Origin of the sequence: Aestuariivirga litoralis, from assembly GCF_015714715.1 — a bacterium.
GTDB classification, from domain to species: Bacteria; Pseudomonadota; Alphaproteobacteria; order Rhizobiales; family Aestuariivirgaceae; genus Aestuariivirga; species Aestuariivirga litoralis_A.
Map to the genome: position 1 here is coordinate 1,643,827 of NZ_WAHS01000001.1, position 26,709 is coordinate 1,670,535.

The 26,709-nt window shown below is 58.4% G+C and carries 23 protein-coding genes; 10 read left to right on the top strand and 13 right to left on the bottom strand.

The window, feature by feature from the left end:
• Positions 1-79: 79 nt before the first annotated feature.
• The 7 genes from F8B91_RS08440 to F8B91_RS08470 form a co-directional block, all read right to left on the bottom strand.
• Complete coding sequence (locus F8B91_RS08440) at positions 80-940, bottom strand: MurR/RpiR family transcriptional regulator (protein ID WP_196503271.1); 861 nt, start codon at positions 938-940, stop codon at positions 80-82.
• The gene (locus tag F8B91_RS08445) at positions 937-1,737 is read right to left on the bottom strand and encodes a 3-methyl-2-oxobutanoate hydroxymethyltransferase (protein WP_196503272.1); all 801 of its coding nucleotides are present in this window, start codon (positions 1,735-1,737) and stop codon (positions 937-939) included. The genes F8B91_RS08440 and F8B91_RS08445 overlap by 4 nt, the downstream gene beginning before the upstream one ends.
• Positions 1,734-2,843, bottom strand: coding sequence for a fatty acid desaturase family protein (locus tag F8B91_RS08450; protein ID WP_196503273.1), 1,110 nt, complete (start codon positions 2,841-2,843; stop codon positions 1,734-1,736). Before F8B91_RS08450 ends, F8B91_RS08445 begins: the two co-directional genes overlap by 4 nt.
• The gene (locus F8B91_RS08455) at positions 2,840-4,033 is read right to left on the bottom strand and encodes an aldose 1-epimerase family protein (RefSeq protein ID WP_196503274.1); all 1,194 of its coding nucleotides are present in this window, start codon (positions 4,031-4,033) and stop codon (positions 2,840-2,842) included. Before F8B91_RS08455 ends, F8B91_RS08450 begins: the two co-directional genes overlap by 4 nt.
• A complete protein-coding gene (locus tag F8B91_RS08460) occupies positions 4,033-4,782 on the bottom strand; it encodes an ATP-binding cassette domain-containing protein (protein WP_196503275.1) in 750 nt (249 codons plus the stop codon). The genes F8B91_RS08455 and F8B91_RS08460 overlap by 1 nt, the downstream gene beginning before the upstream one ends.
• Positions 4,783-4,784: 2 nt before the next feature.
• On the bottom strand, positions 4,785-5,768 hold the full coding sequence (locus tag F8B91_RS08465; protein ID WP_196503276.1) for an ABC transporter permease: 984 nt from the start codon (positions 5,766-5,768) through the stop codon (positions 4,785-4,787).
• Between the two features lie 67 nt (positions 5,769-5,835).
• Positions 5,836-6,738 (bottom strand): substrate-binding domain-containing protein, encoded by a 903-nt coding sequence (locus tag F8B91_RS08470; RefSeq protein WP_246715180.1) that lies wholly within the window; start codon positions 6,736-6,738, stop codon positions 5,836-5,838.
• A gap of 215 nt (positions 6,739-6,953) precedes the next feature.
• Between F8B91_RS08470 and F8B91_RS08475 the strand changes: the two genes are divergently transcribed.
• Both F8B91_RS08475 and F8B91_RS08480 read left to right on the top strand, forming a co-directional pair.
• Complete coding sequence (locus F8B91_RS08475; RefSeq protein ID WP_196503278.1) at positions 6,954-7,982, top strand: LacI family DNA-binding transcriptional regulator; 1,029 nt, start codon at positions 6,954-6,956, stop codon at positions 7,980-7,982.
• Positions 7,983-7,996: 14 nt separating this feature from the next.
• Entirely contained in the window at positions 7,997-8,803 is an 807-nt protein-coding gene (locus F8B91_RS08480; RefSeq protein WP_196503279.1) for a phytanoyl-CoA dioxygenase family protein, read from the top strand.
• Between the two features lie 13 nt (positions 8,804-8,816).
• On the opposite strand, the gene F8B91_RS08485 is transcribed toward F8B91_RS08480, so the two are convergent.
• Positions 8,817-9,002 (bottom strand): hypothetical protein, encoded by a 186-nt coding sequence (locus F8B91_RS08485; RefSeq protein WP_196503280.1) that lies wholly within the window; start codon positions 9,000-9,002, stop codon positions 8,817-8,819.
• Positions 9,003-9,121: 119 nt separating this feature from the next.
• On the opposite strand from F8B91_RS08485, the gene F8B91_RS08490 reads away from it, so the two are divergent.
• On the top strand, positions 9,122-10,099 hold the full coding sequence (locus F8B91_RS08490; protein ID WP_196503281.1) for a zinc-binding metallopeptidase family protein: 978 nt from the start codon (positions 9,122-9,124) through the stop codon (positions 10,097-10,099).
• Here F8B91_RS08490 and F8B91_RS08495 read toward each other — a convergent pair.
• From F8B91_RS08495 to F8B91_RS08510, 4 genes are read right to left on the bottom strand one after another with little or no spacing between them, the layout of a single operon-like run.
• Entirely contained in the window at positions 10,089-10,967 is an 879-nt protein-coding gene (locus tag F8B91_RS08495) for a transglutaminase family protein (RefSeq protein ID WP_196503282.1), read from the bottom strand. The two genes, F8B91_RS08490 and F8B91_RS08495, sit on opposite strands and share 11 nt — an antisense overlap.
• Positions 10,968-10,978: 11 nt before the next feature.
• Positions 10,979-13,378: a circularly permuted type 2 ATP-grasp protein gene (locus F8B91_RS08500; protein ID WP_196503283.1), complete on the bottom strand. Its 2,400-nt coding sequence runs from the start codon at positions 13,376-13,378 to the stop codon at positions 10,979-10,981.
• A gap of 4 nt (positions 13,379-13,382) precedes the next feature.
• Complete coding sequence (locus tag F8B91_RS08505; protein ID WP_196503284.1) at positions 13,383-16,697, bottom strand: DUF2126 domain-containing protein; 3,315 nt, start codon at positions 16,695-16,697, stop codon at positions 13,383-13,385.
• Between the two features lie 59 nt (positions 16,698-16,756).
• Positions 16,757-17,803, bottom strand: a complete 1,047-nt coding sequence (locus F8B91_RS08510) for an amidohydrolase family protein (RefSeq protein WP_196503285.1) — start codon at positions 17,801-17,803, stop codon at positions 16,757-16,759.
• 86 nt (positions 17,804-17,889) lie between these two features.
• Here F8B91_RS08510 and F8B91_RS08515 point away from each other — a divergent pair, with 86 nt between their 5' ends.
• The 7 genes from F8B91_RS08515 to F8B91_RS08545 are packed head-to-tail and all read left to right on the top strand — an operon-like array spanning position 17,890 to position 24,972.
• Positions 17,890-18,636 carry a FadR/GntR family transcriptional regulator gene (locus F8B91_RS08515; RefSeq protein WP_196503286.1) on the top strand — a complete coding sequence of 249 codons (747 nt, stop codon included), beginning with the start codon at positions 17,890-17,892 and terminating at the stop codon, positions 18,634-18,636.
• Positions 18,633-19,823, top strand: coding sequence for an aminotransferase class I/II-fold pyridoxal phosphate-dependent enzyme (locus tag F8B91_RS08520; protein WP_246714997.1), 1,191 nt, complete (start codon positions 18,633-18,635; stop codon positions 19,821-19,823). The genes F8B91_RS08515 and F8B91_RS08520 overlap by 4 nt, the downstream gene beginning before the upstream one ends.
• Positions 19,824-19,838: 15 nt before the next feature.
• Positions 19,839-21,119: an ABC transporter substrate-binding protein gene (locus F8B91_RS08525; protein WP_196503287.1), complete on the top strand. Its 1,281-nt coding sequence runs from the start codon at positions 19,839-19,841 to the stop codon at positions 21,117-21,119.
• A 46-nt stretch (positions 21,120-21,165) separates the two neighbouring features.
• Positions 21,166-22,083 (top strand): carbohydrate ABC transporter permease, encoded by a 918-nt coding sequence (locus F8B91_RS08530; RefSeq protein WP_196503288.1) that lies wholly within the window; start codon positions 21,166-21,168, stop codon positions 22,081-22,083.
• Positions 22,083-22,928: a carbohydrate ABC transporter permease gene (locus F8B91_RS08535; protein ID WP_196503289.1), complete on the top strand. Its 846-nt coding sequence runs from the start codon at positions 22,083-22,085 to the stop codon at positions 22,926-22,928. Before F8B91_RS08530 ends, F8B91_RS08535 begins: the two co-directional genes overlap by 1 nt.
• Positions 22,929-22,932: 4 nt before the next feature.
• Complete coding sequence (locus F8B91_RS08540; RefSeq protein WP_196503290.1) at positions 22,933-23,988, top strand: ABC transporter ATP-binding protein; 1,056 nt, start codon at positions 22,933-22,935, stop codon at positions 23,986-23,988.
• A gap of 15 nt (positions 23,989-24,003) precedes the next feature.
• Entirely contained in the window at positions 24,004-24,972 is a 969-nt protein-coding gene (locus F8B91_RS08545; protein ID WP_196503291.1) for an aldo/keto reductase, read from the top strand.
• Here F8B91_RS08545 and F8B91_RS08550 read toward each other — a convergent pair whose 3' ends face one another.
• The gene (locus F8B91_RS08550; protein WP_196503292.1) at positions 24,973-26,643 is read right to left on the bottom strand and encodes an amidohydrolase; all 1,671 of its coding nucleotides are present in this window, start codon (positions 26,641-26,643) and stop codon (positions 24,973-24,975) included.
• Between the last annotated feature and the right edge of the window lie 66 nt (positions 26,644-26,709).

Genomic DNA, 26,709 nt, shown 5'->3' on the forward strand with positions numbered 1-26,709 from the left:
TCTTCCTTGGCCGAAACGATATCACCTTCTTACGGAAATGCAATCTTCATTTCATTTTTTCATTTTTGAATATTTCATTTCATTTTGCCGGGAGACCGAGCCGGCGGCCGAGGCTGACAATGATTGCCTGGCATACGACCATGGCTGGCACCTGCGAACGAAAATGGCCAAGCCGGGCCTCATTCACATAGAGAACATGCTTGGCCAGTTTGGCCACCGGCGAGAGTTCATTGTCGGTGATCGCCAGTACCGGGTTGCCCTGTTTGGCGGCAAGTTTGGCGGCCTCCACCGTTTCCGGTGTGTAGTCATCGAAGGTCATCACCCACAGGGCTTCACCGGGCCTCATCGCAGCCACTTGGAGCCTCCGCATGGCTCCCAAATTGTCTACCAAATGCGCCCTTTTGCCTACATTAGAGAGGCCGTAAACCGCATAGGCACCGAGGCCAAAGGCACCGCGTGCGGCTGCCACATAGACCGAGTCTGACTTCGCCAGAGCATCCACAAAGGCATCCAATTGCTTCCGGTCGAGCGCCTCTTCGATGCGTAACAGAGACTGTACGGCCGCCTCGATAAAACCTCCAAAAACCTGCTTTGGCTCGTCCAAATCAGCACTCGAACCTGGCTGCATGCGAGGCTCCGCCATGCGTGCGGCATAGGGCAGACGCGGACCCAGAAGGCGCTCGCGAAATACGCCCTGCAGTTCAGCAAATCCTGCAAAGCCAAGCTCTTTGGTGAATCTTGTAATAGTTGCCGGTGGAACTTCAGCCTGCTCCGCGAGGCGCACCAGAGTGTTGATCGCCACCTCTTCCGGATGGTTCAAAAAATAGCGCGCCACCTGTTCCAACCGCTTCGGAAATTTTCCAGCGCGATCAACGAGTTCGGTTCTTAAAGCTTCATAGTCACGAGGTACTTTGGACGCGCGTTTTCCGGCTGTTTTCATTCGATGCCCTTGAGGAACTTTGCATGTTCCCTTGGGTCCATCTTTACCACATGCTTGTCTTGCGGATAGGCCCCGCTCGCCACATCGCTGCGGAATTCCTGAAACGCCTTCACGCGCTCTTCCTGCAGACGGTCATACTCGGCGGCGAAATTGCGGTACACTTTGGCATGGCGGGGCATGTGCCCGCGATTGGTGCCGAGGATATCTTCGGCAAAAAGATATTGTGCATCGCAGCCCGGGCCAGCGCCCATTGACCAAAGCAACAGATCGAGCTTGGCGCTGATCGCGGTTGCGACTTCGACGGGCACCACTTCGATTTCCACCGCGAAGGCGCCCGCATCCTGATAGCGGCGGCATTCGTCATAGAGCGCAATTGCGGATTCAGCGGTTTTGCCCACGGCGACGAAACCGCCGGTCCAAGTGGCGCGTGACGGCACGAGGCCGACATGGCCGACGATGGGGATGAATTCTTTCGTGAGATATTTCACCGTTTCCATGCTGCCTGAGCAGTAAATCGCATCGGCGCCTGCCATCAGCATCTTGCCAGAATAACGCAGGTATTCATCCGGCGTGCCAGCTTCAAGATGGGCTTTGCCCGTCATCGAGAACACGGTTGGTGCGGCCTTGCGGTATTCGGGATCTGTCACCAGCGCCTCTGGTACCGATGCGATATCAATGCCGGCGCGCTCTGCCGCCGCTGCTTCATCCATAGAGAAATAACGCAGCATGGTGAGCTGCGTCTTGCCCTTCAGTGCCTTGAGGTCTGCGACCGTCGGCTTTTTGCGTGGCGATGTCATTCCGCTGCGATCTCACCCTGTTCGATGCTGACATTGTGGAAGCCGTCTTTATAGGGCCGTGCGCCGGGCGGCAATTCGCGGCGAATGTAATAGCCGGGCTCCTTGCGTTGACGCAGAAGTCCTCGCGCCATTTCCACATAGGCATTCCACATGGATGAATTGGGCGTGGGCAGATCATTTTTGATCAAGGCATGCAAGCGCGGCAGCGCGTGATAGGGCACCATAGGGAACATGTGGTGTTCCACGTGGTAATTCATGTTCCAATAAATCCAGCGGCTGATCGGGTTGATATAGACCGTGCGGCTGTTCAGGCGATGGTCCAGCACATCTTCGGCGAGGCCAGCATGCTGCATCAGGCCCGTCAACACCATGTGCCACGTGCCATAGATGCGCGGCAAGCCGATCAGCATTAGTGGCAGAATGGACCACGTAGCCACTGCCCAGATGATGGCCGCAGCGTAGATCGCAACATGAATGCGCGCCCACATGATCGCCTTCTTGCGCTCATTTTCCGGGATGTAATCCTGCTCATCCGCCGTGACGATGCCCAATGCATTCTTGAAGATGATCTTGAAGTGATAATAGATGTCGGGGATGCCGATGAAATGCAGCACGCCCATTATGATGTCGGGCGGCTGCATGAAGCCGATCTCAGGGTCGCGGCCCACGATGATCGTATCGGAATGATGGCGCGCATGGCTCCAGCGCCAGCTGGTCGGGTTGCGCATCACCATGAATGACGCAATGTGATAGACCACATCATTCATCCAGCGGGTGCGAAACGCCGTCCCATGGCCCGCTTCATGCCAACGTGAATCGCACACCGAGCCATACATTACGCCATACACCAGGAAGAAAGGCACAGCCCACCACGAGCCCCAGAAATAGATTCCGCCCGCAGCCGAGATCAGCAGCAGGGCAAACCAGATGATGGTATCGCGGATAGCGGGACCATCCTTGCGCTGCATCAGTTCCTTCATCGTGGCGCGCGGAATTTCGGAATGATACCAATCCGCCGAGGCTAGGCCCAATTGCACGGCACGCCGGTTCTCTTCACCGGTCAGACTGTAGTCGCGCTTCTTATAGGCGGCAGCGGAGATCGTCATGGTTTCTTTCCTGCGGCTCCATGCAGTGGGACAAACTTTCCCGAAGGCTTTGGATAATCGGTGTCAGGCTGGCGGGCAATGGCGGCAATTTGCTGCTCTGCCTTCTTGATGTCCGCTGCGCCATCCAACACCATGAAGCGTGTGTCATAGGTCCGCTGTTCGCCAGCTTTCAGCCAGATCATTTCATCACGCCCGCGCGCAAACAGATTGCCCTTTGCATGATGCGTTGAGGGTTCAACTGCCATCACGTAGTGGCCGGACTGGAAATTCTGCCACTGATAGGAACAGGGCAATTGCGACTTCTGCGTTTCGATCAACATGCCGATGCCGAGAGCATCATTGACCACGGCGACAGGCGTATGGCCTTTTGCATCAGCGCCCATGTCGTATTCCCAGACCTGTTCACTGAAACCATTGATCGGTGATGGGCAGCGGCGATACCCCACGCCCTGCTTCTCCAATCCGCCGGATTCATGCGAGGCCCAAGACACATCCTTGATGGGCGCGAGGTAGCGCGAACCTTCATCGACCAGCGGATAGCCCATATTGATGTGGTAAAAGAACATGTGTGGTGTCACCGCAAAACCGGCATTGACCACACGGTCGGTGAGCCGGATTTCATTGCCGCCCAGATCCGCTTCAATGCGGCGGTGCAATTGCAGCACTTCGCCGAACACGGCGGCCTGGATGATCACACCTTCGGCCCAGAGCACGCAGCGATCTCCATTCCAGGTTTCGCCGTAGCCGGTAAGACGCGCGGGAATGCCGCTGATGCGGCCATGCAAGGACTGCTTCACGGTGGCTTTGCGCGGATAATTATAGTTTTCGGCGGGCACTTCTTCCGGGCCCAGGATGTGATCGAGCCCGCAGGTGCTGAGGAAGCCGGAAAAAGATCTGGTCCAGCCAAGGCCCTGCTCGCCTTCCGGCTCATGCAGGCCGGGGTGACGAAAGCCGGTGGGCGAATGCCAGCCCATGGCGCGGCCATTATGGGCGAGATCGGAAATATCCATGGCGCGGTCCACCAGCACCGAGAATGTAAGGCCTGAACCCGTGCGGAATTCGAGCACACGGATGCCGCGTTCCACGCCATCGCCAAAAGTGACAAGCCGCACGCCGCCAAATTGCGTGAGGCTGCCGGCGCGTTCCGCTAGGGAAGCAGCGTTCTGCTTCTTGCCGTAAAGTGTTGTCATCAGTGCATCTCGCCGGTGATGATGTCTTCGACCTCCGCAATGGTCTTTTTCTTGGGATCGATATCGTCTGCCACCACCGTACCACGGCGCATGACCACAATACGGTCCACCACCTGGAACACGTGATGAATATTGTGCGCGATGAAAATGCAGGAATGGCCGCTGTCACGTGCACCACGCACGAAGCGCAGCACACCTTGGGTTTCAGCCACGCCCAGATTGTTGGTGGGCTCGTCGAGAATGATCAGATCACTGTCGAAATGCATGGCACGCGCAATGGCCACCGCCTGGCGTTCGCCGCCCGAAAGCGAACCGATGGGCGTTGACGGCGGGATGTTCTTTGAAATGCCAACGCGCTTCAGAAGATCGCGCGCCACGCCATTCATCGCTTCATGATCCATGCGGTTCAGAAAGCGCGGCGCTTTGACCGGCTCGCGCCCGAGGAAGAGATTGCGGGCAATCGACAGCTGCGGCACGAGGGCGGAATCCTGATAGATCGTCTCGATGCCATTGGCGATGGCATCGGCGGTGGTGTGCATGTCCACCTTCTTGCCTTTGATGTGGATTTCACCAGAACTCAGCGGAACAGCGCCCGAGAGCACCTTGATCAGCGTGGATTTGCCAGCGCCATTATCACCCAACAGGCCGACGATCTCGTTGTGGCGGACGGAAAGGTTGACATTGGTCAGCGCCTGCACCCGGCCATAGTGCTTATTGATGTTGGACATGCGAATGAGGTCATCAGCCATGATCAAGTCCCCGCATGATGGCGGCGTTCGAGGTAATTGTGCAGAACCATCATGCCCAGGATGATGCCTCCGATGAAGATATTATAGGCGAGACCCGGCACACCGATGAGCACGATGCCATTGCGCATCAGGCGCAGGATGAGAATGCCCAACACCGTGCCGATGATGGTGCCGCGACCGCCGGTTAATACTGTGCCGCCGATCACCACCATCGCAATCACTTCCAATTCGTAGCCAGTGCCTGAATTGGGGTTGGCCGCCTGGGTGCGGATTGAGCTGATGATGCCTGCCAAGCCTGCCATCAGCGAAGAGAACATGAAAAGCATAATCTTGACGCGCGCCACCGGCACACCGCGCGCCCGCGCAGCGCCGGCATTGCCGCCTGAAGCCTGAATCCAGTTGCCCACGCGCGTTTGGGTGAGAACATAATGGGTGCCAAGTGCCGCCAGCACAAACCACAGCATCGACATGTAAAGCCTGATGCCGAAGACGGTGGTGTCACCCACCAGAACCTGCGCCAGCCATTGATTATCAGCGCGCCAGGTGTTTTGCGGGAAACCTTGCGTGGTGTAGAGCGCCGTGCCGCGCACCACCAGCAACATGCCCAGTGTGACAAGGAATGATGGGATCGCCTGCTTGGTCACCAGCATCCCATTGGCCCAGCCGATAAACATGGCGGCCGCCAAGGTGATGACGAAAGCGATGGGCATGGAGACCCAGCCGGTATTGAACAGAGTCCACATCATCACGGCAGAAAAACCGAAGACGGAACCGACCGAGAGATCAAATTCCCCTGATGTCATAAGAAGGGTCATTGCCAGCGCGATGAGGCCAAGCTCCACTGTGAAGGTGAGTGCGTTGGATACATTCAACGCCGAAAGGAATTCCGGATTGATGGCGGTGAAGACAATGAGCTCCAGCAGCAGCAGGATGAAGGGGCCGAGTTCCGGCTTCGCGATCAATTGCTGCACCCATTTACGTTCCATGAGTGATCTCTCCTGAGAAACAAGTTGTCCGGCCCGCGAGGAAAGCGGACCGGACTTTGGTGGCACCTTACTTGGAGGAAAGGATCTTGTCGTAAACGGCGGCGGTGTCTTTGCCATAGAGCGCGCCGGTGATGATGTTGAAGCCGGGTGGAATGCCGTTGGATGCCATGGCTGCCAGCGACAGGGCCATATAGCTCGTCGCCTGCGGGTCCTGCCATTGGGCAGCATTCACATAGCCGTTCAGCACTTCTTGTGTCGTATCCGTCGAGTTGCCCCAACCGACGACCGGGATTTCGCCGGGCTTCACGCCCACTTGGTCAAACACGCGCTTGATGCTGCCGGTGACCAGATCGCCGAGGCCGATGATGCCGTTGATCTTCTTGCGGTTGGCGGTGAGATAATCCGCCATGCGGTTGATCACTTCGGCCTGGTCGAGCGTGGTATCGGTTACTTCCCAGGTGATGTTTTTGGGCTTCAGGATCGTCGATGCACCTTCAGCTTCCTGCACGCCATAGGTGGCGCCCGGAACCTCAACCGGCATCCAGATGAAGCCGCCATCCTTCACCAGGCCCTTGTCCACCAGATAGGCGGCCCAGCCTTTGCCAACGACGCCGAGATCAGCGCCGACATAGGCCTGGAAATTGGCCTTGGGGTCTGGCGTGTTGAAATTAATGATGGGAATGCCAGCGGCGCGCGCCTCATCGACAACCTGAACAAGGCTGCCCGGATCCGGGCTGGTGGTCACGATGCCTGCGGGCTTTGCCGCGATGGCGGCGCGCACGGCCTCCTGATGCGACGGTACGTCACCCGAATGGAAAGAGGTTTTCACCGTGGCACCGGTATCGGCGGCCCACATATTTGCACCTGCGAGGAAGTAGGTCCAAACCGGGTCGGCGGGGCCGCCATGTGAAATCCAGTAATAGGTTTTTCCGGCGCCTGCGGCTTTGGCTTTGCCAGCAAGCGCGGCCATTGGCAGTGCTGCGGCAGCCGACAGCAGATTGCGTCTCTTCAACATAGCGTTCTCCCATTATGTTTTCGCTGAATTGCGAATTTTTGATTTTGTTCAAGTCAGGCAGGCAAGGCGGCATCAGAGGAAAATGCCTGAGGGCAGCTAATAAGCAATCAATTTGATTGTCAAGCACATCAATTTCCATCAAAATGGGCTGATCAAAGGGACTTTTTAGGTTGCGCACCACCATAGAAGACATTGCACGGCAAGCTGGCGTTTCGACGGCGACAGTGGACCGTGTGCTGAATGGCCGAGCCAATGTGTCGGCCCGCACCAAGGCTTCAGTGCTTTCGGTCGCCCGGCAACTCGGCCATTTCGAGGGCCGCGAAGAGGAAGCCGACAAGCTTGGCCCAGTGGGGCCAAGGCTCAAACTCGATTTCATCTTACCTACCGCGCGCAACCAGTTCATGGACTTGCTGCGTGGTGAGATTGAAGCGCAAGCTGCCGGGCGCACCAATCTTGATGTGAAAGTCACTGGGGTAGACGGCATCAACCCGCATGTGCTTGCCGAGACAATCCGATCCTTCGACGGCGCCTCAGATGGCATCGGTATTGTCGCACTGGATCATCCGGATGTACGCGAGGCGATCCGCAGCGTGGCGTCGCGTGGCGTCAAGATCGTTACCATCGTATCCGACATCGCGCATGTGCCACGCGTGGCCTATATCGGCATCGACAACCGCGCGGCTGGGCGACTGGCAGGCTATCTGGTGCATCGTTTCTACGCGGGCAACGGGTCCGGCAAGGTCGCAATGTTCTCGGGCTCGTTATCCTATCGCGGGCATGAAGAACGCGAGATGGGTTTTAGGCATGTGCTGGCGGAAGAAAGTCAGCAACTACAGATCGTCGAGCAGCTGGAAATGATGGACGATCCGGACCACGCTTATGAAATTTCGATGGAGGTGCTGGACCGGCATCCGGATTTGACCGCGATCTATAATGTGGGTGCGGGCAATTCCGGGATCGGGCGCGCACTGCGCGACAAGGATTTGCGCCGGCACGTGCTGCTGATCGGCCATGAAGCAACAGAAGACACCAGGCGCCTGTTATTGGATGGCACGCTTGATGCCGTCATCGACCAGAACCCGCGCGTGGAAGCGCGCGAGGCGTTGAACGCTCTCGAAGGTGCGATCACCGGCAAGCATTTTGAAAAGCATGCGCCGCGCCTACAAGTGATATTCCGTGAAAACATTCCAGAAGTTTGAGGCAGGAAATAGATATGGCTGTAACTGACGACGTAAAGACGCTCTATCAAGACGGCATCGTTGCGCACAAAGGCGCATTCCCCGCCGAATGGGTTGATGCCATGCGCGAAGACATGATGACGGCCTTCTGGTCTGCCATCCAGCGCCCGGGCGGTGCCGTCGGGCGCGGGCCACGGCGCTGGTATGTTGAAATCCACCCGCAGGATTTCAAAGGATTTGCCGAACTGACCTCGCATCCGTGGGTGGTTGATATGGCGCGGGCGGTATGCGGGCCGGATTATGAAATCGTAGAGATCGGATTTGATGTGCCGTTCCAGGGTGCGAAGAACCAGCCCTGGCACCGAGACTTTCCTTCACCGTCAGATACCTATGAACAGAAGAAGATCACTTCGCTCGCATTCAACCTGACGGGCGTTGATGTCACGGAGGACATGGGGCCGTTTGAAATCGCTGTCGGCACACAGTGGGAAGACGGCCGCGCTTGGAACCATGAAATGTTCCCGGTCAAGGAAGAATGGCCCCTATTTGCAGCGCGTGGCGTTCGTAAATTTCCCAAGCGGGGCGATATTTCTTGCCGCTCTGCGCTGACTATCCACCGCGGCACCGCGCATGGTTCGCCGATTGCGCGGCCAGTGATGGTGCTAGGCGTCGATGCACCAGGGGCCGGGCATTCAGCGTTGCATGATATGATGGTCACGCAGGACTATTACGATGCGCTGCCCGAAGTGGTTCGGAAGCATTTGATCTGCCGCGTGGTGGACAAGCTGGTGCCGATTTCGCAGAAGCACGATATCGAAGGATTGGTCATGGGCGTGGAATAGCCACGCCCTGCCATCATGCCTCTGACGGCACAGTTTCCCATTTCATCGTCACGTCGGTCAGGGAAATATGCGGACTGGTTTCCTGAAAGTCTTCAAGCGCCCGGTTAGTCAGATCGGCCATGCGCGTGCGTAGTGTTTCCGCAAAGGTGGATTTGAAAACGACAGCGCCTTCTTTGATGACTTGGAATTCCAGTTGCATGTTTACCCTCCGTGGTTCGCCATCAACGTTGCACGTGCGAACTGGTTCCCATCACAGATGGCAGTTTCTTTTTTCGCGCTGGCCTGTTGCAACGCGCGGCAACGCTGTAAACAGCGCGCATGCGTCGATACTTTTGTCCGAAATGCTCGAATGAAATTCATTTTGAAAACACGGCTTGTTTGTCGTGTGGGAGTGAACTGATTTATTCTCATCTGGGTGATCAGTTTCAGCTTCTCACGCTGCCTTGCGCCAATCGCGTTGCAATTGGGTGCAACTGGGAAACTGATAACTCATCGCTTTGCATGAGCTGCCGGCATACGAAAGTTATTCCTGATTTGTCGTTTATGGGGAATGCTGATCGTTGGGCACGGCTGGAACGCGCCAAGCGTATGTTGTTCTATTCATTACTGAAATTCGGCCTACCTATCGACGGGTCGGATGGGCATGTTTTGAAATTCGAATTTAAATCCGATGAACTTTTGCCTGGAGGGCAGCACCGAAACGTTACGACCGGGCACGATGACGGGCTCATCACCATCAACATTGCGGAGGCTGACGATGATGTGCGCGAGCGCCACCGGGTGGCGATGGGCGAGCCTTACCGCACTTTGATAGGCCATTTCCGACACGAGATCGGGCACTATTATTGGGACCGTTTGGTAGCAAATGGGAGCCATTTAGAGGCTTTTCGGAGCATGTTTGGAGACGAGCGGCAGGACTATGGTGTGGCCCTTCAAAACCACTACCAATCTGGCGCACCTCTTGGCTGGGAGAAGAGCTTTGTGAGCGCCTATGCCACCGCCCATCCGTGGGAGGATTTTGCCGAGACCTGGGCGCATTATTTCCACATGGTGGATGGGCTTGAGACGGCGGAGGGATATTCCATCGGGCCGACCGAGCAGCTTTTTGCCCAAGGGGCATCACCCTATCAGGCTTATGACTTTGAGGCCCTGATCAACGCCTGGGTGCCGCTGACGGTGGCGATGAACGCGATGAACCGGTCCATCGGCAATAGCGACTTCTATCCCTTCGTGCTGTCAGATGGGATCGCTGCGAAACTGAAATTCATCCATGAGCTGATCCACGTCACGCATTGACGGGGATCACGTCGACCTTCTGGGTGCTGGTGTGTTCGCCCTGGCTGCGCAGCACGCCCTTGATGGGGGCGACATCAGCATAGTCGCGGCCGCGCGCGATGATGACATGGTCAGCGCCGGCATACATCGCGTTGGTGGGGTCGTATTCAATCCAGCCGACGGAAGCGCCACACCAAGCCCGCACCCAAGCATGCATGGCATCGGCGCCCTGGATGCGCTTCTTGCCTGGCGGCGGAATGGTGCGCAGATAGCCGCTGACATAGGCTGCAGGAATGCCGATGCCACGCAGGCAGGCAATCATGATGTGGGAGAAATCCTGGCAAACGCCACGGCGGCCATGGAAGGCTTTGAGCAAAGGTGTTTCAACAGTCGTTGCCTTGGGATCGAATTTGAAGTCGCGCTTGATGGCGCGGGCGATGGCGATGATGGCTGCGATGACTTGGGTTTCATCGCCCTGCGCCTTGCGCGCATAGTCCGTGGTGGCGCGGTCCAGCGGCACGCGTGAGGTGGCGCCGATGAAATGATGCGGCGACCACGGACCGAGGCTGCGGTGATTGGTGATGTCGGCCTTCAACTGATCGAAGGACAGATCGCCATTGTGTGCAGCGCGCTCGAAGCGTTCGACGCGCGACTTGACGGAGAATTCGACATCCTCGTGTGCATCGTAGAAGACCAGTTCAGCGGCGTTGTTGCCGAAGAAATCCGTGTGGATGCGCCATTCGGCGGGCTTGGGATCAACATCCAGAATGCCAGCGATCTGCCGCTGCTCGCCCTCAAGATCGGCGGGCAGCAGGCGCACGATCTGGCGGCTGGATTGTACGGGGTAATCGTAAGTGTAGCTGACATTGAGGGTGATATCGTAAAGCATCCGCTTCCACCCTACCGCAAATAGGCCGAGGTGAGCAGGTCAGATAGCCGCGCCATTTCATCGGCGATGCCAGAGAGGAATTCTGTATCGATGGACTCCGGCTTGGCCACCGAAAGGCTGGTCCGCACCTGCAGGATCGCGCCTTGCAAAGGTGTCAGCGGGCTTTCAGGATCTGCGCCCGGCAGATGCGAGGTGTGTTCCGAAATCTGGTTGAGCTGATAGAGGATTGAACGCGGGTTCAAGGGATCAAGCGCGAGCAGATCAACGACCGTGGCGCGGTTGGTGGCCACAGCGTAACGCTGGCGGTGGGTCATTACACTGTCGGCCACTTCCACCGCGAGATCGAGGCAACCTTCGACAGCCTTTGGATCAGCAAAGTCTGCGAGTAGCGAAGCAAGGCCACTGGCGCGTTCCAGGCTGCGGCCCACGCTAAGGAAACGCATGCCTTGCGAGCGGTACATATTGTCCTGCACCAGACCTGAGAAGCCGGTGATCTTGCGCAGCAGCACGCCCATGGCGCGGGCCATGTCATCACCCGGCTTTGCCGTCTTAGCCAATTGGCCCACGGTCTTGGAGAGATCGGCCAAGGCATTCCAGCCATCAACCGATAGGCGGTCTCTGATGCGGCTGGCAGCGCCCGTGGCTGAGGCCAAGGTTTGCGCCACGCCTGAAGAAATGCCGGTTTCAGATTCTGCGCCCAGCCATTCCAGATGTTCGGCGATGTGTTCGAGCAAAGGCGTTTCGGTGGTGCCCGCTTCGGCGAGCCGCAGATGGAAGGCGCGCAGCATGCGCATCATGTTTTCGGCGCGCTCCACGTAACGGCCCATCCAGAACAGATTATCCGCCGCGCGGCTGGGCAGGATCGCCTGCTGCTGGCGCGCGAAGGGTGCAGTACTTGATTCCTGCAGGGTTTCGGCGCGTACCGGCTTCTTGCTAACGATCCACACATCGGCGGCGGCGCCACCATTCTGGATGTTAAGCGAAGGCGTACCACCGGCGCGGCCGATGCGGGCAAAGCCGCCCGGCATCACCTGCCAACCATCAGCATTGCGGGCGAGATACACTCGCAGGCTCATCGGATGCGGCGACAGCTTGCCATCCTTGAAGGCCGGCGCAGTTGAAAGGGTCACCACTTCCTGTGCGACCAGATTGCCAGCACCACGATCCACAAAGCCGGACATCTGATCGTGAAGGGATGCCGCCACGGTGTCTTTCGCAGTGCGCATGTCATCAAAATCAAACAGCAGGCGAGTGGCGAAGGCATTGCCCAGTGTCATGCGATCGGCATTAGCCTTCACATAATTCCGCTCGGCCTCCTGTCCGCACCACCAAGTGGCTACATTGGGCAGGGCCAATGGCTTTCCTGCCAGCACCTGTGAGATGCGCGGCAGGAAAGCCAGGAAGGCGCGGGTTTCGAGAATGCCGGAGCCCAGCGCATTGACCAGCGTGACGGAGCCCTGCCGCACAGATTCGAGAAAGCCCGGCGTTCCAAGATGCGAGTTCTCATCCAGCTCCAGCGGATCAACCCAGGCGGCATCCAACCTGCGCCACAACACGCTGACCGGATGCAGGCCCGCGACTGTGCGGATCATCAGGCGGCCTTCGCGCACGACGAGGTCTTCACCCTCCAGCAGCATCAAGCCGAGATAGCGCGCGATATAGGCGTGCTCATAATAGGTGTCGTTCATCGGGCCGGGGGTGAGGATGCCGACGCGGCTGTCTTCTTCAGCGCGCAGGCCCAGAAGAGTGTCTCTAAATGTGCGGAAGAATCCGGCCAGGCGATGTACGTGCGAGCCGGTGAAAATCTCTGAATAGATGCGCGAAGTGGCGATGCGGTTTTCCAGCGCGAAGCCAGAGCCTGATGGCGCCTGCGTGCGATCACCCAGCACCCACCATTGGCCTTGCGGCCCGCGGCCAATGTCAAAGGCGAGGAAATGCAGGAAGTTTCCGCCCCGCGGTTTTACGCCAACGAGGGGCCGCAACCATTCCGGATTATCCGCCACCAGATTGGCGGGAAGATGCCCATTGGCGACCAGCGTGTTGGCGCCGTAGAGATCGCTGACCACTTGCTCCAGCAGATTGGCGCGCTCGGTGAGGCCTTGGCTGATGCCGGCCCATTCGTCTTCGTCGATCACCACCGGCATGGCGCTGAGCGGCCATTCACGCTCAGTTGAATCATAGGTTCCGTAGCGGCGGTAGAACACGCCGGCATCGCGCAGGTAACGCGTGCCGCGCGAGATTCTGTGCGCGAGGTCTGCCGGTGTCATGCTTTCGAGTGCTGCAATGAGCGGTGCCCAGGCCGGTCTGATCTGACCCTCGGGACCGATCAATTCATCGGGCGTGCCGTCGAGTGCGCGATAATGCTCCAGCAATTTTGAATGTCCGGATGCTGGCTGTCGCTGGGTTTGCATTCTGTCAGGCGGGGGCGCGGCGGAGATCAAGGGTCAAGGGAAAGTCAGGATGGACCGATTCTGCTGCGGGCACAAAGGCACCCGGCGTGTGGCCATGAGCTTCGAAGCGCGCGAGACGGCGGGCCTCGGCCTCGTTGCTGTTGACCGGGAACGTATCATGGCTGCGGCCGCCGGGATGCCCGGTGTGATAGACGCAGCCGCCGATCGCGCGGCCTGACCAGGTGTCATAGATATCAAAGGTCAAAGGCGCGTTGACGGGCAAGGTGGGATGCAGCGCCAATGTGGGCTGCCACGCCTTGTAACGCACGGCGGCCACGGCAACGCTGGAATTTCCGGCGCGCTGCAAAGGCACTACGCGCTTGTTGCAAGTAACTTTGTAGCGGCTGGCATCAGCGGTGGTGAGTTTCACCTGCAGGCGTTCCACCGAGCTGTCAGTATAGCGCACGGTGCCGCCGATGGCGCCGGTTTCACCCAGAACATGCCACGGTTCTAGCGCTTGGCGCAGTTCCAGTTTCACGCCTTCCACTTCAATATCGCCGCAGAAGGGGAAACGGAATTCGGCCTGCGCTTCGTACCATTCTTCGCGCATCTTGAAACCGTGCTGGCAGAGATCAGCGAGTATGTCCTTGAAATCATCCCAGACGAAATGTGGCAGCATGAACCTGTCATGCAATGTGGTGCCCCAGCGCACCGGGGTGCCTTCGAGGGGCGATGCCCAAAGGCGTGCGATGATGGCGCGGATGAGCAATTGCTGCGCCAGGCTCATGCGCGGATCGGGCGGCATTTCAAAGCCACGGAATTCCACCAGACCCAGACGGCCCGTGGGACCATCGGGCGAATAGAGTTTGTCGATGCAGATTTCGGCGCGGTGGGTGTTGCCGGTGACATCGACCAGAATGTTGCGCAGCAGACGGTCGATCAGCCAAGGCTGCGGGCGTGGCGCGTCTTTGCTTGGCACGTTGCCGAGCGCGATTTCGAGTTCGTAGAGGCTGTCATGCCGTGCTTCATCGATGCGCGGGGCCTGGCTGGTGGGGCCAATGAACATGCCGGAGAACAAATAGGAGAGGCTGGGATGGCGCTGCCAATAGAGCACGAGGCTCTTCACCAGATCGGGCCGGCGCAAGAAGGGGCTGTCGAGAGGGGTTGCGCCACCGACGACCACGTGGTTGCCGCCGCCGGTGCCGGCATGGCGGCCATCAATCATGAATTTGTCAGCGCCGAGGCGGCATTGGCGCGCTTCATCGTAAACCGTTTGGGTGATGGAAACGCATTCATCCCAATTGGTGGCGGGATGGATGTTCACTTCGATCACGCCGGGATCGGGCGCCACGCGCACCACATTCATGCGCGGATCGGGCGGCGGGGCATAGCCTTCGATATGCACCGGAACGCCGAGCGCCTTGGCGGCGGCTTCCGCGGCGGCGACGAGCTCGAGATAATCTTCCAGCTTTTCCGTGGGCGGCATAAAGACATTCAGGCGGCCATCGCGCGGCTCCACCGACAGCGCGGTGCGCACCACGCCATCGACATCGCCGAGCTTTTGTTCGATACGCTCCTGCGTGGGTTCGGCGGCGTTGAATGAAGCGACGGCTTGTTCGCGGGGTTTTTCTTCTGCAGTGAAAGTGGGCAGCGGCCCGCGCGGAACGCTGGGGTCGGCAATATGCATGAAGGGATAATCAGATTCCTTCACATGCGGCAGGCTGCCCAGCGGCAGGCGGTAACCCACCGGGCTGTCACCGGCGGCGAGGAACAAGTGACCACGGCGGGTCTTCCAAGATTCGGAGCGCCAGGACTGACCGCTGGCTTTCGATTGCCAGCGCTGGATGGGCAGCACGAAACCTGATGGCGTGGTGAGGCCACGGGTGAAGACGCGGGCGATGCGGTTGCGCTCTTCCGGGTCCTTCAGTTCGGAATTTTCTGGTGTGACGTTATCGGGAAGATTGCCTTCCTTCATGATCCATTCGGCGGGGTCTTCGTAGGCGGGGGCAACGAATTTTGTTTCCACGCCGAGTTCGGACGCGATGGTCTTGAGCAGCTGCTCGGCCAGTTCGGGCGTGGGCTTGTTCGCCGAATCTTCCTTGGCGATCAGAGTGGGGTCAGACCAGATCGGCTGCTTGTCGCGGCGCCAATAGAGCGAGAAGGTCCAGCGCGGGAGAGTCTCGCCGGGATACCATTTGCCTTGGCCGTAATGCAGAAAGCCGCCGGGGGCGAAACGGTCGCGCAGGCGGCGGATCAGCTTGTCGGCCAGCACGCGTTTGGTGGGGCCTACGGCATCGGCATTCCATTCGCCAGATTCGAAATCATCGATGGACACGAAAGTCGGCTCGCCGCCCATGGTGAGGCGCACATCGCCTTTTTCCAGCGCGGCATCCACCGCCTTGCCCTGCTCCAGCAATGCGGCCCAGGCTTCATCAGAAAACGGTTTGGTGATGCGCGGATGTTCGGCCACGCGGGTGACGCGCATGTCAAAACCGAATTCCACATTGGCGAAACTGGCGGCGCCGGAAATGGGCGCGGCGTTGCGGTAATGCGGCGTGGCGGCCAGCGGGATGTGGCTTTCACCGGTGAGCAGGCCGGAGGTGGGATCAAGCCCGATCCAGCCTGCACCGGGGATATACACCTCCACCCAGGCATGAAGATCGGTGAAATCATGATCAGTTCCGGCGGGACCATCGAGCGCTACGAGATCGGGCTTCAGCTGGATGAGATAGCCGGAGACGAAGCGAGCGGCGAAGCCGAGATGGCGCAGCGTTTGCACCAGCAGCCAACTTGAATCACGGCAAGAGCCGGTGCCGCGTTCGAAGGTTTCTTCCGGCGTTTGCACACCGGGTTCCATGCGCACGATGTAACCCACATCGCGCGCCACGCGGGCGTTGAGATCGACCAGGAAATCCACGGTGTTTTTCGGGGTGCGATCAATGCTGGCGAGAAATTTGTTCAGAAGCGCGCCAGGCGGTTCCACCTCGCGGTAGATGACCAGATCGGGGCCGATATCCATGTCATATTGGAAAGGCCAATCCTTGGCACTGTCTTCGACGAAGAAATCGAAAGGATTATAGACCGTCATATCAGCGACGAGATCGACTTCGATTTTGAACTCAGTGACCGGATTGGGGAAAACGAAACGCGCCAGCCAATTGCCGTAAGGGTCTTGCTGGTAATTCACGAAATGATCGGCGGGCGAGACTTTCAGCGAGTGCGAAATCACCCGCGTTCTGCTGTGCGGCGCTGGCCGCAGGCGGATGACTTGCGGACCCAGCGAAACCGGCCTGTCATATTTGTAGTGGGTCAGATGGTACAGTGCTGCCTTGATGGCCATGTGAATTCAAGTTCCTATGGCCTTAGGCTTTCACATTTCGTTGCGATGCACAAATTGAATTATTGCGGCAATTTGAACAGGCGCGCGGCGTTGTCATAGTAGATGGGCTTCAAAACCTCATCGCCCAGCGCCAGGCCATAGATCTGCCAGCGGCCCTGAGTGGGCGGGCCGAGGGGATTGTAATCGAAATACTCATCCTCAGTTTCGAGAAAGCGATAGTAAGTCTGGTACATGGGAATGCTGGGGCCGCTGTCGGTGCCGAAGAGAACCCGGTGTTTGTGTTTGGTGAGCAGCTTCTTCGCGGTGAAGGGCTGGCGGCCCAGCTCCGATATGCGCGCGCTGAAATCAATCAGCAGGTTTGGGCATTCGTCCATCAGCGTATCGACCCAGCCGAGATTTTCGGCGTAGCACGCGGCGTGCGCGCCGATGAAAGTGGTTTGCTTGTGGCGGCGTACCAGATTGGCGAAAGCGTCCATGATGCTCATGAAGCTGGGGAATGGCGGCGATGGAAATTGCCAATCGGGATGGGCGTGAAGTTCATCCCAGCGTTCGTTAGTGGCATCCAGCGGATCGAAGAAGGCAACGGGATCGGCCACATGGATGAGTACCGGCACGCCGAGTTCGCCTGCGGTTTCCCACAGCGGTGCCAGTGATGGATCATCCACCTTCGCCAGCGCACCTGTGTGATCCTTCACATGCAGGCCGAAATTCTTCCAGATTTTCAGGCCTTGCGCGCCGCGTGCGACTTGCGCGCGGAATCCTTTGGCCGCTTTCTCTCCGAATTGCGCGCCATCGTCAGCCCAGTGCTTCCAACCCGGTGAGCCGAAGCAGATGAAGCGATCGGGATGCGGCTCCTTGAATTTCTTCAAGCGGGCATCAAGAATGTCTTCGCCCCAACCACCATCAAGATCGACGTAACAACGCACGCCGGCGCGGTCGAGCGTATCGATCAATTGTGAAACGGGTTTGGTATCCCAACCACCGCCGAAATCGGGGCCGAGATGATTATGCGCGTCGATGACTGGAAAGCGCGGACGCTCAATCCTTGTTTCGCGGCGCACCAGTTGCGGCCTGGGTGAGAAGTCGTCGAGCGCAAGTTTTGTCATTTTATGTCTCACGCATGAAACTGGCGCATTGACTTGGCCGCCAACTCATTCCTAGATTGGTCTGACAACCAGACCATCGGACCAGTATGACACTCGCAGTTCCCTCGCAAGTCAACTCATTGGAGCTTCGCCGCCTGGCGCGGCCAAAGGCGCTGGAAGTTGCGGTGCTGGAATCATTGGTCGAATTCATTGACCGCGCGGCAATCAATCCCGGTGGGCGTTTGCCGAGCGAGCGCGTGTTGTGCGAGGCACTGGGCGTGGGCCGTTCCACCTTGCGTGAGGCGCTGAAGCGCTGGGAAACTTTAGGCATCATTGAACGCCGGCAAGGCAGCGGTGTTTATCTGCGGGTGAAAGTGGGCACCAATCTGGTGCATGTGCCGCTGGTGCTGGCCAAGCCATCCAATGTGCGCAGCCTGTTGCAAATCCTGCAAGTGCGGCGCGCGCTGGAAGGCGAAGCTGCGGCTTTGTGCGCCAGTTCCGCCAGCGATGCGACGGTTGCCAAAATCGGCGACGCGCTGGAGACGATGGAAACCGCACATGCGGCGGGCGATGGTTCCGAGGCTGACTGGCAATTCCATCAGACGCTTTATCATGCCACTGGCAATCCATTCTTTCCGCAGATCATCAGCTCGATGCGCGATTTGCTGCATCAGCTGTGGGAGAACACGTTGAAGCTGCCGGATTTTGCGGCGGCTTCGTTTCCGTTTCACCGCACGATGTATGAAGCCATTCGCGCGCGCGACCCAGATACGGCGCGCGCTGAAGCGTGGAAGCTGATTGATTCCGTGGAGCGGGAAATCCGCGAGGCGTTTCCTGAGGAATCGCAATCATGATGCCCGATCCCGCGCGCGCCGCCGCCGCACTGGCCGAAGCCTCGCGCATTGTTTGCGAAGATGCACCGCATGAGCACCAGCCGGTGGTTGGGCCCATTTATCAGACCTCGCTGTTCACCTTCAAAGACTTTGCCGAGATGCAGCAGGCGTTCGCGGGGCAGCGCAAGGATGGTTATGTCTACACGCGTGTGGGCAATCCGACTGTACACGACTTCGAACGCCGCATCGCTGCGCTGGAAGGTGCAGAAGCCGCGCGTGGCTTCGCCAGCGGCATGGGGGCGATTACCGCCACCGTGATGTCTGTCGTGCAGGCGGGAGACCGCATTGTCGCGGTGCGCCATCTTTATGGTGATGCTTATCGCTTTTTTGAAAAGCTGCTGCCGCGCATGGGTGTGAAGGTTGACTATGTTGACGGCACCGATGCTGATGCTGTTGAGGCAGCCTTGCCCGGCGCGAAATTGCTCTATCTCGAAAGCCCGACTTCGATGGTGTTCGAGTTGCAGGATTTGGAGCGGCTGGCTGCGGCTGCCAAGAAATATGGCGTGGTGACAACGATCGATAACAGCTGGGCCACGCCGATTTTCCAGAAGCCGCATATGCTGGGCATTGATCTGGTGCTGCATTCTGCGTCCAAATATATTGGCGGGCACAGTGATGTGGTGGCGGGCGTGGTAGCAGGTTCCGCCGCGCATATCGCCAAGATCAATGAGCTGACGCATCCCTTCTTCGGGGCCAAGCTGGCACCGGTGGATGCGTTTCTGCTCACGCGCGGATTGCGCACGCTTCCGCTCCGCCTGAAGCAGCATATGGACAGCACGCTGACCATTGCGGCGCGGCTGAAGGCGCATGCACACGTGGTGAAGGTGCATCATCCGTTTTATTCCAATCACCCCGGCCGTGCCACCCTGATGGGTTATACCGGACTGTTCACTTTTGAGGTGGACGAGACAATTGATGTTGCGCGCTTCTCTGATGCACTTAAATATTTCCGCCTCGGCGTGAGCTGGGGTGGCCATGAGAGCCTGATCGTTCCTGTCGCCGCTTCGTTGGCGCAGACGCCCGGCGTGAACTCATTCGAGCGCTTTGCGGTGAGCCCGCGCGCCATTCGCCTTCATGTCGGCCTTGAGGATGTGGAAACCCTCTGGACCGATTTGGAAACTGCACTTGCGTCCAGTCTGAAAACATAAATGGGAGGAAGTAAAATGAGAAAATTCGCATTGTCCATGGCCTTCGGCGTTGCCGCTTTGGCCCTCAGCACCGCCAGCGTTCTCGCTGACACCACGGTGCAACTGGTGGAAGTGATCACCAGCCCGCAGCGCACCGAATTCCTCAAAGGCCAATTGGCCGAATTTGAAAAAGCCAATCCCGGCATTCACGTCGACGTCGTCTCGCTGCCGTGGGGTGAAGCCTTCGAAAAATTCCTCAGCATGGTGCAGGCCGGGCAGATCCCCGACATGGTGGAAATGCCTGAACGCTGGATGGGCCTTTATGCCAATAACGGCCAGCTCGAAGCGCTGGGCCCCTATATGGACAAGTGGGATGAGTTCAAGACGCTGGGCGACCGCGCCAAGCAGCTGGGCTCCACCGTCAAGGACACCCAGTTCATGATCCCCTACGGCTACTACATCAATGCCATGTTCTGGAACAAGAAGATGTTCAAGGAAGCCGGCATCGATGGTGCGCCGAAGACGATGGATGAGTTTGCGGCCGATGCCAAGCAGATCGCTGAAAAGCTGCCCGGCAAATATGGCTATTGCCTGCGCGGCGGGCCGGGTGCTTTCGGTTCGATCCAGCAGTTCATGGACAACATGGCCGGCAAGTCTGGCTATTTCAACGCCGACGGCACCTCGATCTTCAATGAAGAAGGCGCTGTGAAGGGCCTGCAGATGCTGGCTGATATCTATCAGAAGGGCTGGGCCCCGAAGGACTCCGTCAGCTGGGGTTTCAATGAGCTGGTGACCGGCTTCTATACCGGGACCTGCGCCATGTTGAACCAGGACCCGGACGCCTTGATCGGTATTGCCGAAAAAATGAATGCCGATGATTTCGCAGTTGCCCCATGGCCGGTCGGTCCGTCGGGCAAGGCGTATCCTGCACTGGGTTATGCTGGCTGGGCGATGATGTCGGCCAGCAAGCACAAGGATGAGACGTGGAAAGTGATGTCCTTCCTGCTGGACAACAAGCAGAACCTCGGCTGGGCCAAGACAGTGGGCACGCTGCCCATCCACAATGGCGCAGAATCCGACGATTACTTCAAGACCGAACAATTTGCCGGCTGGTTCACCGAGCTCAAAGACGCGAGCAAGTATGAGCTGACGACGCCGCCGACCTATCTGGAAAATCTGGGCGTGTTCTATGATTCACAAGTGCCGAAGAATTTCCAGGCCGTGCTGCTGGGCCAGAAAACCGCCAAGGAAGTCGCCGATACCTGGGCCAAGTTCCTGACGGACGAGCAGCAGAAATATATGGCGGCTCACAAGTAATATCGGGACCGGGCGCGGCAGAGATGCCGCGCCCTTTCTTTATGGCATGACACTTTCACGCGCTGATGAAATCAACAGGCAAGCACGGATGCGCCGCTGGGCTGCAATGGCGGAGCCATGGCTTTATCTGAGCCCGGCGCTGATTTTCATTGTTGTTGTTTTGCTGGTGCCGCTGGTGATCGGCATTTGCTATTCCTTCTACAAGTTCTCCGCCTTCCGTTCGGAATGGGCCGGGCTTGACCAATACCGCACGCTGGCGACGGACCCGGTTCTGTATCACTCGCTGTACAATACGCTGTGGTGGACGGCCGGCAGTTTGATCCTGCAATTCTTTCTGGGGCTGGGGCTGGCGCTGATCCTCAACCGCGCGTTCTTTGGGCGCAAGCTGGTGCAGGCGGTGGTGTTTTTGCCTTGGGCGGTGCCGACATTTCTGACCGGGTTGACCTGGGCCTGGCTGTTCAACCCGCTGATCGGGCCCATTCCTCACGTGATGTATTACCTTGGCATCCAGAAGGAAGCGGTGACCATTCTGGCCAGCCCGGATCATGCGATGTGGGGGCCTATTCTGGCCAATGTCTGGTATGGCATTCCGTTCTTTGCGATCACGCTGCTGGCGGCGCGCAAGTCCATTCCGACGGAGCTTTATGAAGCGGCATCGATTGATGGTGCGACTGCTTGGCAACAATTCACCAAAGTGACCCTGCCCTTTCTCGCTCCCACCATTGCCATCACGGTGATGCTGCGCACGGTGTGGATCGCCACCTTTGCTGATCTCATTTATGTGATGACGGCGGGTGGGCCTGCGGGCTCGACCGAGACGATTGCGACTTACATCTATGTCTCCACGTTCAAGACGCTGGACAAGGGCTATGCCTCGGCGATTGCGGTGCTGTTGTTGTTCCTGCTTATTCTCTATGCGCTTGTGGTGATCCAGATGCGGCGCCGGCTGATGAGGGACATGTAATGGTCGGCAAGAGCGCGGCGCGGCGGATCATTGAGGGTGTTGGGCTTTATGGTGCTGTCGCGCTCTATGTGGCCTTCGCGCTGTTTCCGATTTACTGGACGGTGAAGATTTCAGTCACCCCGCAGAAGCTGCTCTACAGCGAAGGTATCAAGTTGTGGCCCAGCCGGATGACGCTGGAGAATTACAGCTCGGTTCTGGCCGCGTCAGACTTCCCGCGCTACTTTTTGAACAGCGTGGTGGTGTCGATATCGACCTCGCTGATCGTCACGGTCATTGCTTCACTGGCGGGCTATGCGCTGTCGCGCTTTCAATTTCGCGGCAAGGTGGGCGTGAGCCTGCTGCTGCTGCTGACGCAGACTTTTCCGCTGGTGATGGTGATCCCGCCGATCTTCCGCATCATGGGGCAGCTGGGGCTTACCGATAATCTCTATGGGCTGATCATCATCTATACGGCGTTCAATATCGCCTTTGCCACGTTCCTCATGCAGTCGTTCTTTGATGGCGTGCCGAAGGATTTGGAAGAGGCCGCGATGATTGATGGCTGCAGCCGCTTTGTGGCTCTGCGCCGGATCATCCTGCCGCTCACCCTGCCGGGCATGGGCGCCACGGTGGCCTTTGTGTTCACGGCGGCGTGGAGCGAATTGCTGTTCGCACTGATGCTGATCAACAGTGAAAGCCAGAAGACATTCTCGGTGGGGCTGCTCACTTTCATCGGCAAATTCGCGGTGGATTGGGGGCAGATGATGGCGGCCTCGGTGCTGGCGCTGATTCCGGTTTGCCTGTTCTTCGGTTTCCTGCAACGCTATCTGGTGACTGGCCTGACCGCCGGCGCCGTCAAGGGATAATGACATGTCTTCCGTCACGCTGAGCAATGTGAGCAAGACGTTCGGTGCCGTAAAAGTGCTGAGCGGCATCAATCTGACCATTGCCGATGGCGAGTTTGTGGTGCTGGTTGGCCCATCGGGCTGCGGCAAGTCCACGCTGCTGCGCTCCATCGCCGGGCTTGAAGATGTGACCGGCGGCGAGATCAAGATCGGTGACCGCGTGGTGAATGATGTGGCCCCGCGCGACCGTGACATTGCGATGGTGTTCCAGTCCTATGCGCTTTACCCGCATATGGATGTGACCAAGAATATGAGTTTCGGCCTGATGCTGCGCAAGGAAGATCCGGCCAAGATCAAGACACGCGTTGATGCGGCTTCCGGCAAGCTGGGGCTTGGTGCGTTGCTGGCGCGGTTGCCGAAGCAGCTTTCTGGCGGGCAGCGCCAGCGCGTGGCGATGGGCCGCGCCATTGTGCGCGATCCGAAAGTGTTTCTGTTTGATGAACCGCTGTCAAACCTTGACGCCAAGCTGCGCGCGCAGATGCGCACCGAGATCAAGGCGCTGCACCAATCGCTGAAAACGACTGCGGTTTACGTCACGCATGACCAAGTGGAAGCGATGACCATGGCCAACCGCATCGCCGTGATGAATGAAGGCGTGATCCAGCAGGTGGGCCCGCCGCTGGAAGTCTATGACCGGCCAGCCAATGTTTTCGTGGCGGGCTTCATCGGCTCGCCGACGATGAATTTTGTAGATGCGGTGGCCAAGGGCAAAGGCAGTGCGGTGCTGGCTGATGGTTCCAGCCTGCCCATCTCCGCCAAGGGCGTGAAGGATGGCCAGAAGCTCACGCTGGGTTTCCGCCCGGAGCATTTGCAGATGGCGGCCAAAGGACTTGCCGGCGAAGTGCTGGTGGTTGAACCGCTCGGCATGATGACGCAAGTGGTGGTGAAGGCTGCAGGCACCCATGTGGAACTGATGGTGCTGGAACGCAGCGACATTTCACCCGGCGACAAGGTGAAGCTGGCCATCAGCCCTTCACATGTGCATATTTTCGACAAGGCCAGCGGCCAGAGAATCGAATAATTCGGGAGTGACTTCATGACATCTGTACAATCAAGCAGAGTGGCCATTGGCAAAACGGGCGTTTCCGTCAGCAGGCTATGCTTTGGCCTTGCCCCCATCGGCGACATGCCAGGGACCTATGGCCATGGCGTGACCGTCGAACAGGCACATGCCACGGTGAATGCGATTTTCGACAGCGAGATCAATTTTCTCGATACGGCGCGCAATTACGGCCTGGGCAAAAGTGAAGAACGCATCGGTGAAGTGATCCGTGTGCGCGGTGGCATTCCGAAGGGCTTTGTGATTTCCACCAAGCTTGACCGCGACATGGACACACTGAAATTCGATGGTGCGCAAGCACGCCGCTCACTGGAGCAAAGCCTGAAAGCCCTGGGTGTTGATCATTTCGGCATGCTGCATCTACATGATCCTGAATATGCTTCGTCGCCGCAGGATGTGGAACAGGCGCTGGCCGAACTGGTGAAGATGAAGGAAGAAGGACTGACCAAATCCATTGGCCTTGCTGCCGGCGTGGTGGATGTGATGATGCCTTTGCTGCGCAACTGGGATTTTGATTGCCTGATCACTCATAACCGCTTCACGCTGGTGAACCGCAATGCCGCGCCGATGATGGACCTGGCGCAGGAGCGCGGCGTGGCCGTGCTGAATGCAGCGCCCTATGCCAGCGGCGTGCTGGCCAAGGGCACAGCGAACCTCAAGCGCTATGTGTATCAGGAAGCGACGGCAGAAGTGCTCGCACCCGTGAAGCGCGTTGAGGATGTTTGCGCGAAGCACGGCATTCCACCTGGTGCTGCGGCTTTGCAGTTTTCGATGCGCGACCCGCGTGTGGCTTCGACAATCATCGGCATCAGCAAGCCGGAGCGCATTGCGCAGACGATTGAATGGAGCAACTATCAAATCCCGGAAGCGGCTTGGGATGAATTGCTCGCGCTGCCGTTTGAAAGTGGTGACCCGGAAGCGACGCGCACTTATTCGCCGGATTGATCAGGCCTCGAAGGTGACGCGGCCGCCGCACATGGTTAGGACCGGCATCACTTCCGCCAATTCTTCTGGATCGCAGTTTTCGATGTTGCGGTCCAGAATGACCAGATCGGCAACGTAGCCCGACTTCAGCATGCCTTTCCAGTTTTCCGCAAACTCCGCATAGGCCCCGGTCAAGGTGTAGGATTGCAGTGCTTCCGCTACCGTCTGGCGGTTGTCCGGCAGGCCAACGGCCCATGGCTTGCGGGTGACGGCGGAATGAATGGACTCCCATGGATTAACCGACGACACCGGCCAATCCGACGAGAAGGCCAGCGGGATCCCTAGATCACGAATGCGCCGCCAGGCATAGGCGCGGGGCCAATGCTGCTGACCAATGGCGCTGATTGTGGGTTCCAGTGGCAAGCCGCATTGGCCTGGCGGATGCGGCGGCTGCATGGAGGCGATGACACTAAGCGCCTTCAGGCGCGCAAAGTCAGCATCGCGCACCAGTTCCAGATGTTCGATGCGGTGGCGGCTGTCGCATTTTCCATTGGCGGCGCGCACCGCTTCATAAGCATCGAGCACGGCTTTCGTAGAGCCGTCACCGATCGAATGAACGGCGATTTGCAGGCCGCGTTTGTCGGCTTCTATGCAAAGTGTTTTGAAGTTTTCCAGATCGAAGCGTGGCTCGCCGCGCCAGCCGGGCTGGTCGGCATAGTCCTGCGCCATCAAGGCTGTGTGGCTGTCGATCACGCCATCCAGGAAGAATTTTACCGTGCCGGAAGTGAGCCACCGCGAATGATATTCGCTGCGCATCGCCACGGCCTTCTTCATTCTTTCTGCACCACCGCCTGAAACGCAATGCAACGGAATGCGGGCGCGGCAGAGCAGATCCCCCTCTTTCTCGATTTCAGCCAGCAATTGCAGCTGGTAGAAATTTCCATCCATGTTCTGGAAGCTGGTGATGCCGTGGCGGGCGAGGTGTTTCAGGCCATTGCGCAGCAGCGCTTTGTCATACTCCCGTTCCTGGCTGCTCACACCACCTTGAGGTTCATCATCTGCGGAAACCCCCAAGCGATCACGCCCGCCCGATGCATCCAGCGCGATCACAGGATTGAAGGCTCCGGATTCGCGCAACTCACCCGTTGCGAGCCCATCTGGTCCTATCACGACTTCATTGCCGGGCGCGAGTTGCCTGCCATGCAGCAGATCGGCTTTCTTCAGGGCGATGGTGTTGGCCCAGACCGTGTGAAAATCTGGCGACATGAGCGCGAGCGGCTGATCCGGCAAGATACCGTCGAGAATGTGGCGGTCGAGGCTGCGGCCTTCCCCCAGCACCGTGTAATCGGTGGAATTGACAATCAGCAGTGGCTCTGTGCGGTGCTGCGCCGCATGCGCCTGGATGACGGTGGTAATGGCTTCAAGGCCGTTCTTGTTGAATAGGGAAAGGCGGTTCAAAACGGCAGAGCCGCCGAAGACGTGGATGTGGCTTTCATTGATGCCGGGCACCACGCTGTGGCCTTGCGCGTCGATCTGCCGCGTGCTCGGTCCGGCCAAGTGGTGCAATGAATCTTTACTGCCGACGGCCAAGATCTGGCCATTGGCCATCGCAATCGCATTGGCGTGAGGTTGTGCCGCATCCATGGTGAGGATGGCAGCGTTGAAAATAATGATATCGGCCAATTGTGTCATGCTGCGAACTTAGCTGGACTTCACGAATGCCAGCAAGTGCCCTTGCTGGCTGCAATGGGCTTTGCC

Bases quoted from the DNA above. Each gene is read 5' to 3' on its own strand.
- F8B91_RS08440 (WP_196503271.1), bottom strand. From the start codon at position 940: ATGAAAACAGCCGGAAAACGCGCGTCCAAAGTACCTCGTGACTATGAA.
- F8B91_RS08445 (WP_196503272.1), bottom strand. From the start codon at position 1,737: ATGACATCGCCACGCAAAAAGCCGACGGTCGCAGACCTCAAGGCACTG.
- F8B91_RS08450 (WP_196503273.1), bottom strand. From the start codon at position 2,843: ATGACGATCTCCGCTGCCGCCTATAAGAAGCGCGACTACAGTCTGACC.
- F8B91_RS08455 (WP_196503274.1), bottom strand. From the start codon at position 4,033: ATGACAACACTTTACGGCAAGAAGCAGAACGCTGCTTCCCTAGCGGAA.
- F8B91_RS08460 (WP_196503275.1), bottom strand. From the start codon at position 4,782: ATGGCTGATGACCTCATTCGCATGTCCAACATCAATAAGCACTATGGC.
- F8B91_RS08465 (WP_196503276.1), bottom strand. From the start codon at position 5,768: ATGGAACGTAAATGGGTGCAGCAATTGATCGCGAAGCCGGAACTCGGC.
- F8B91_RS08470 (WP_246715180.1), bottom strand. From the start codon at position 6,738: ATGGCCGCGCTTGCTGGCAAAGCCAAAGCCGCAGGCGCCGGAAAAACC.
- F8B91_RS08480 (WP_196503279.1), top strand. From the start codon at position 7,997: ATGGCTGTAACTGACGACGTAAAGACGCTCTATCAAGACGGCATCGTT.
- F8B91_RS08485 (WP_196503280.1), bottom strand. From the start codon at position 9,002: ATGCAACTGGAATTCCAAGTCATCAAAGAAGGCGCTGTCGTTTTCAAA.
- F8B91_RS08490 (WP_196503281.1), top strand. From the start codon at position 9,122: ATGCGTCGATACTTTTGTCCGAAATGCTCGAATGAAATTCATTTTGAA.
- F8B91_RS08495 (WP_196503282.1), bottom strand. From the start codon at position 10,967: ATGCTTTACGATATCACCCTCAATGTCAGCTACACTTACGATTACCCC.
- F8B91_RS08500 (WP_196503283.1), bottom strand. From the start codon at position 13,378: ATGCAAACCCAGCGACAGCCAGCATCCGGACATTCAAAATTGCTGGAG.
- F8B91_RS08505 (WP_196503284.1), bottom strand. From the start codon at position 16,697: ATGGCCATCAAGGCAGCACTGTACCATCTGACCCACTACAAATATGAC.
- F8B91_RS08510 (WP_196503285.1), bottom strand. From the start codon at position 17,803: ATGACAAAACTTGCGCTCGACGACTTCTCACCCAGGCCGCAACTGGTG.
- F8B91_RS08515 (WP_196503286.1), top strand. From the start codon at position 17,890: ATGACACTCGCAGTTCCCTCGCAAGTCAACTCATTGGAGCTTCGCCGC.
- F8B91_RS08520 (WP_246714997.1), top strand. From the start codon at position 18,633: ATGATGCCCGATCCCGCGCGCGCCGCCGCCGCACTGGCCGAAGCCTCG.
- F8B91_RS08525 (WP_196503287.1), top strand. From the start codon at position 19,839: ATGAGAAAATTCGCATTGTCCATGGCCTTCGGCGTTGCCGCTTTGGCC.
- F8B91_RS08530 (WP_196503288.1), top strand. From the start codon at position 21,166: ATGACACTTTCACGCGCTGATGAAATCAACAGGCAAGCACGGATGCGC.
- F8B91_RS08535 (WP_196503289.1), top strand. From the start codon at position 22,083: ATGGTCGGCAAGAGCGCGGCGCGGCGGATCATTGAGGGTGTTGGGCTT.
- F8B91_RS08540 (WP_196503290.1), top strand. From the start codon at position 22,933: ATGTCTTCCGTCACGCTGAGCAATGTGAGCAAGACGTTCGGTGCCGTA.
- F8B91_RS08545 (WP_196503291.1), top strand. From the start codon at position 24,004: ATGACATCTGTACAATCAAGCAGAGTGGCCATTGGCAAAACGGGCGTT.
- F8B91_RS08550 (WP_196503292.1), bottom strand. From the start codon at position 26,643: ATGACACAATTGGCCGATATCATTATTTTCAACGCTGCCATCCTCACC.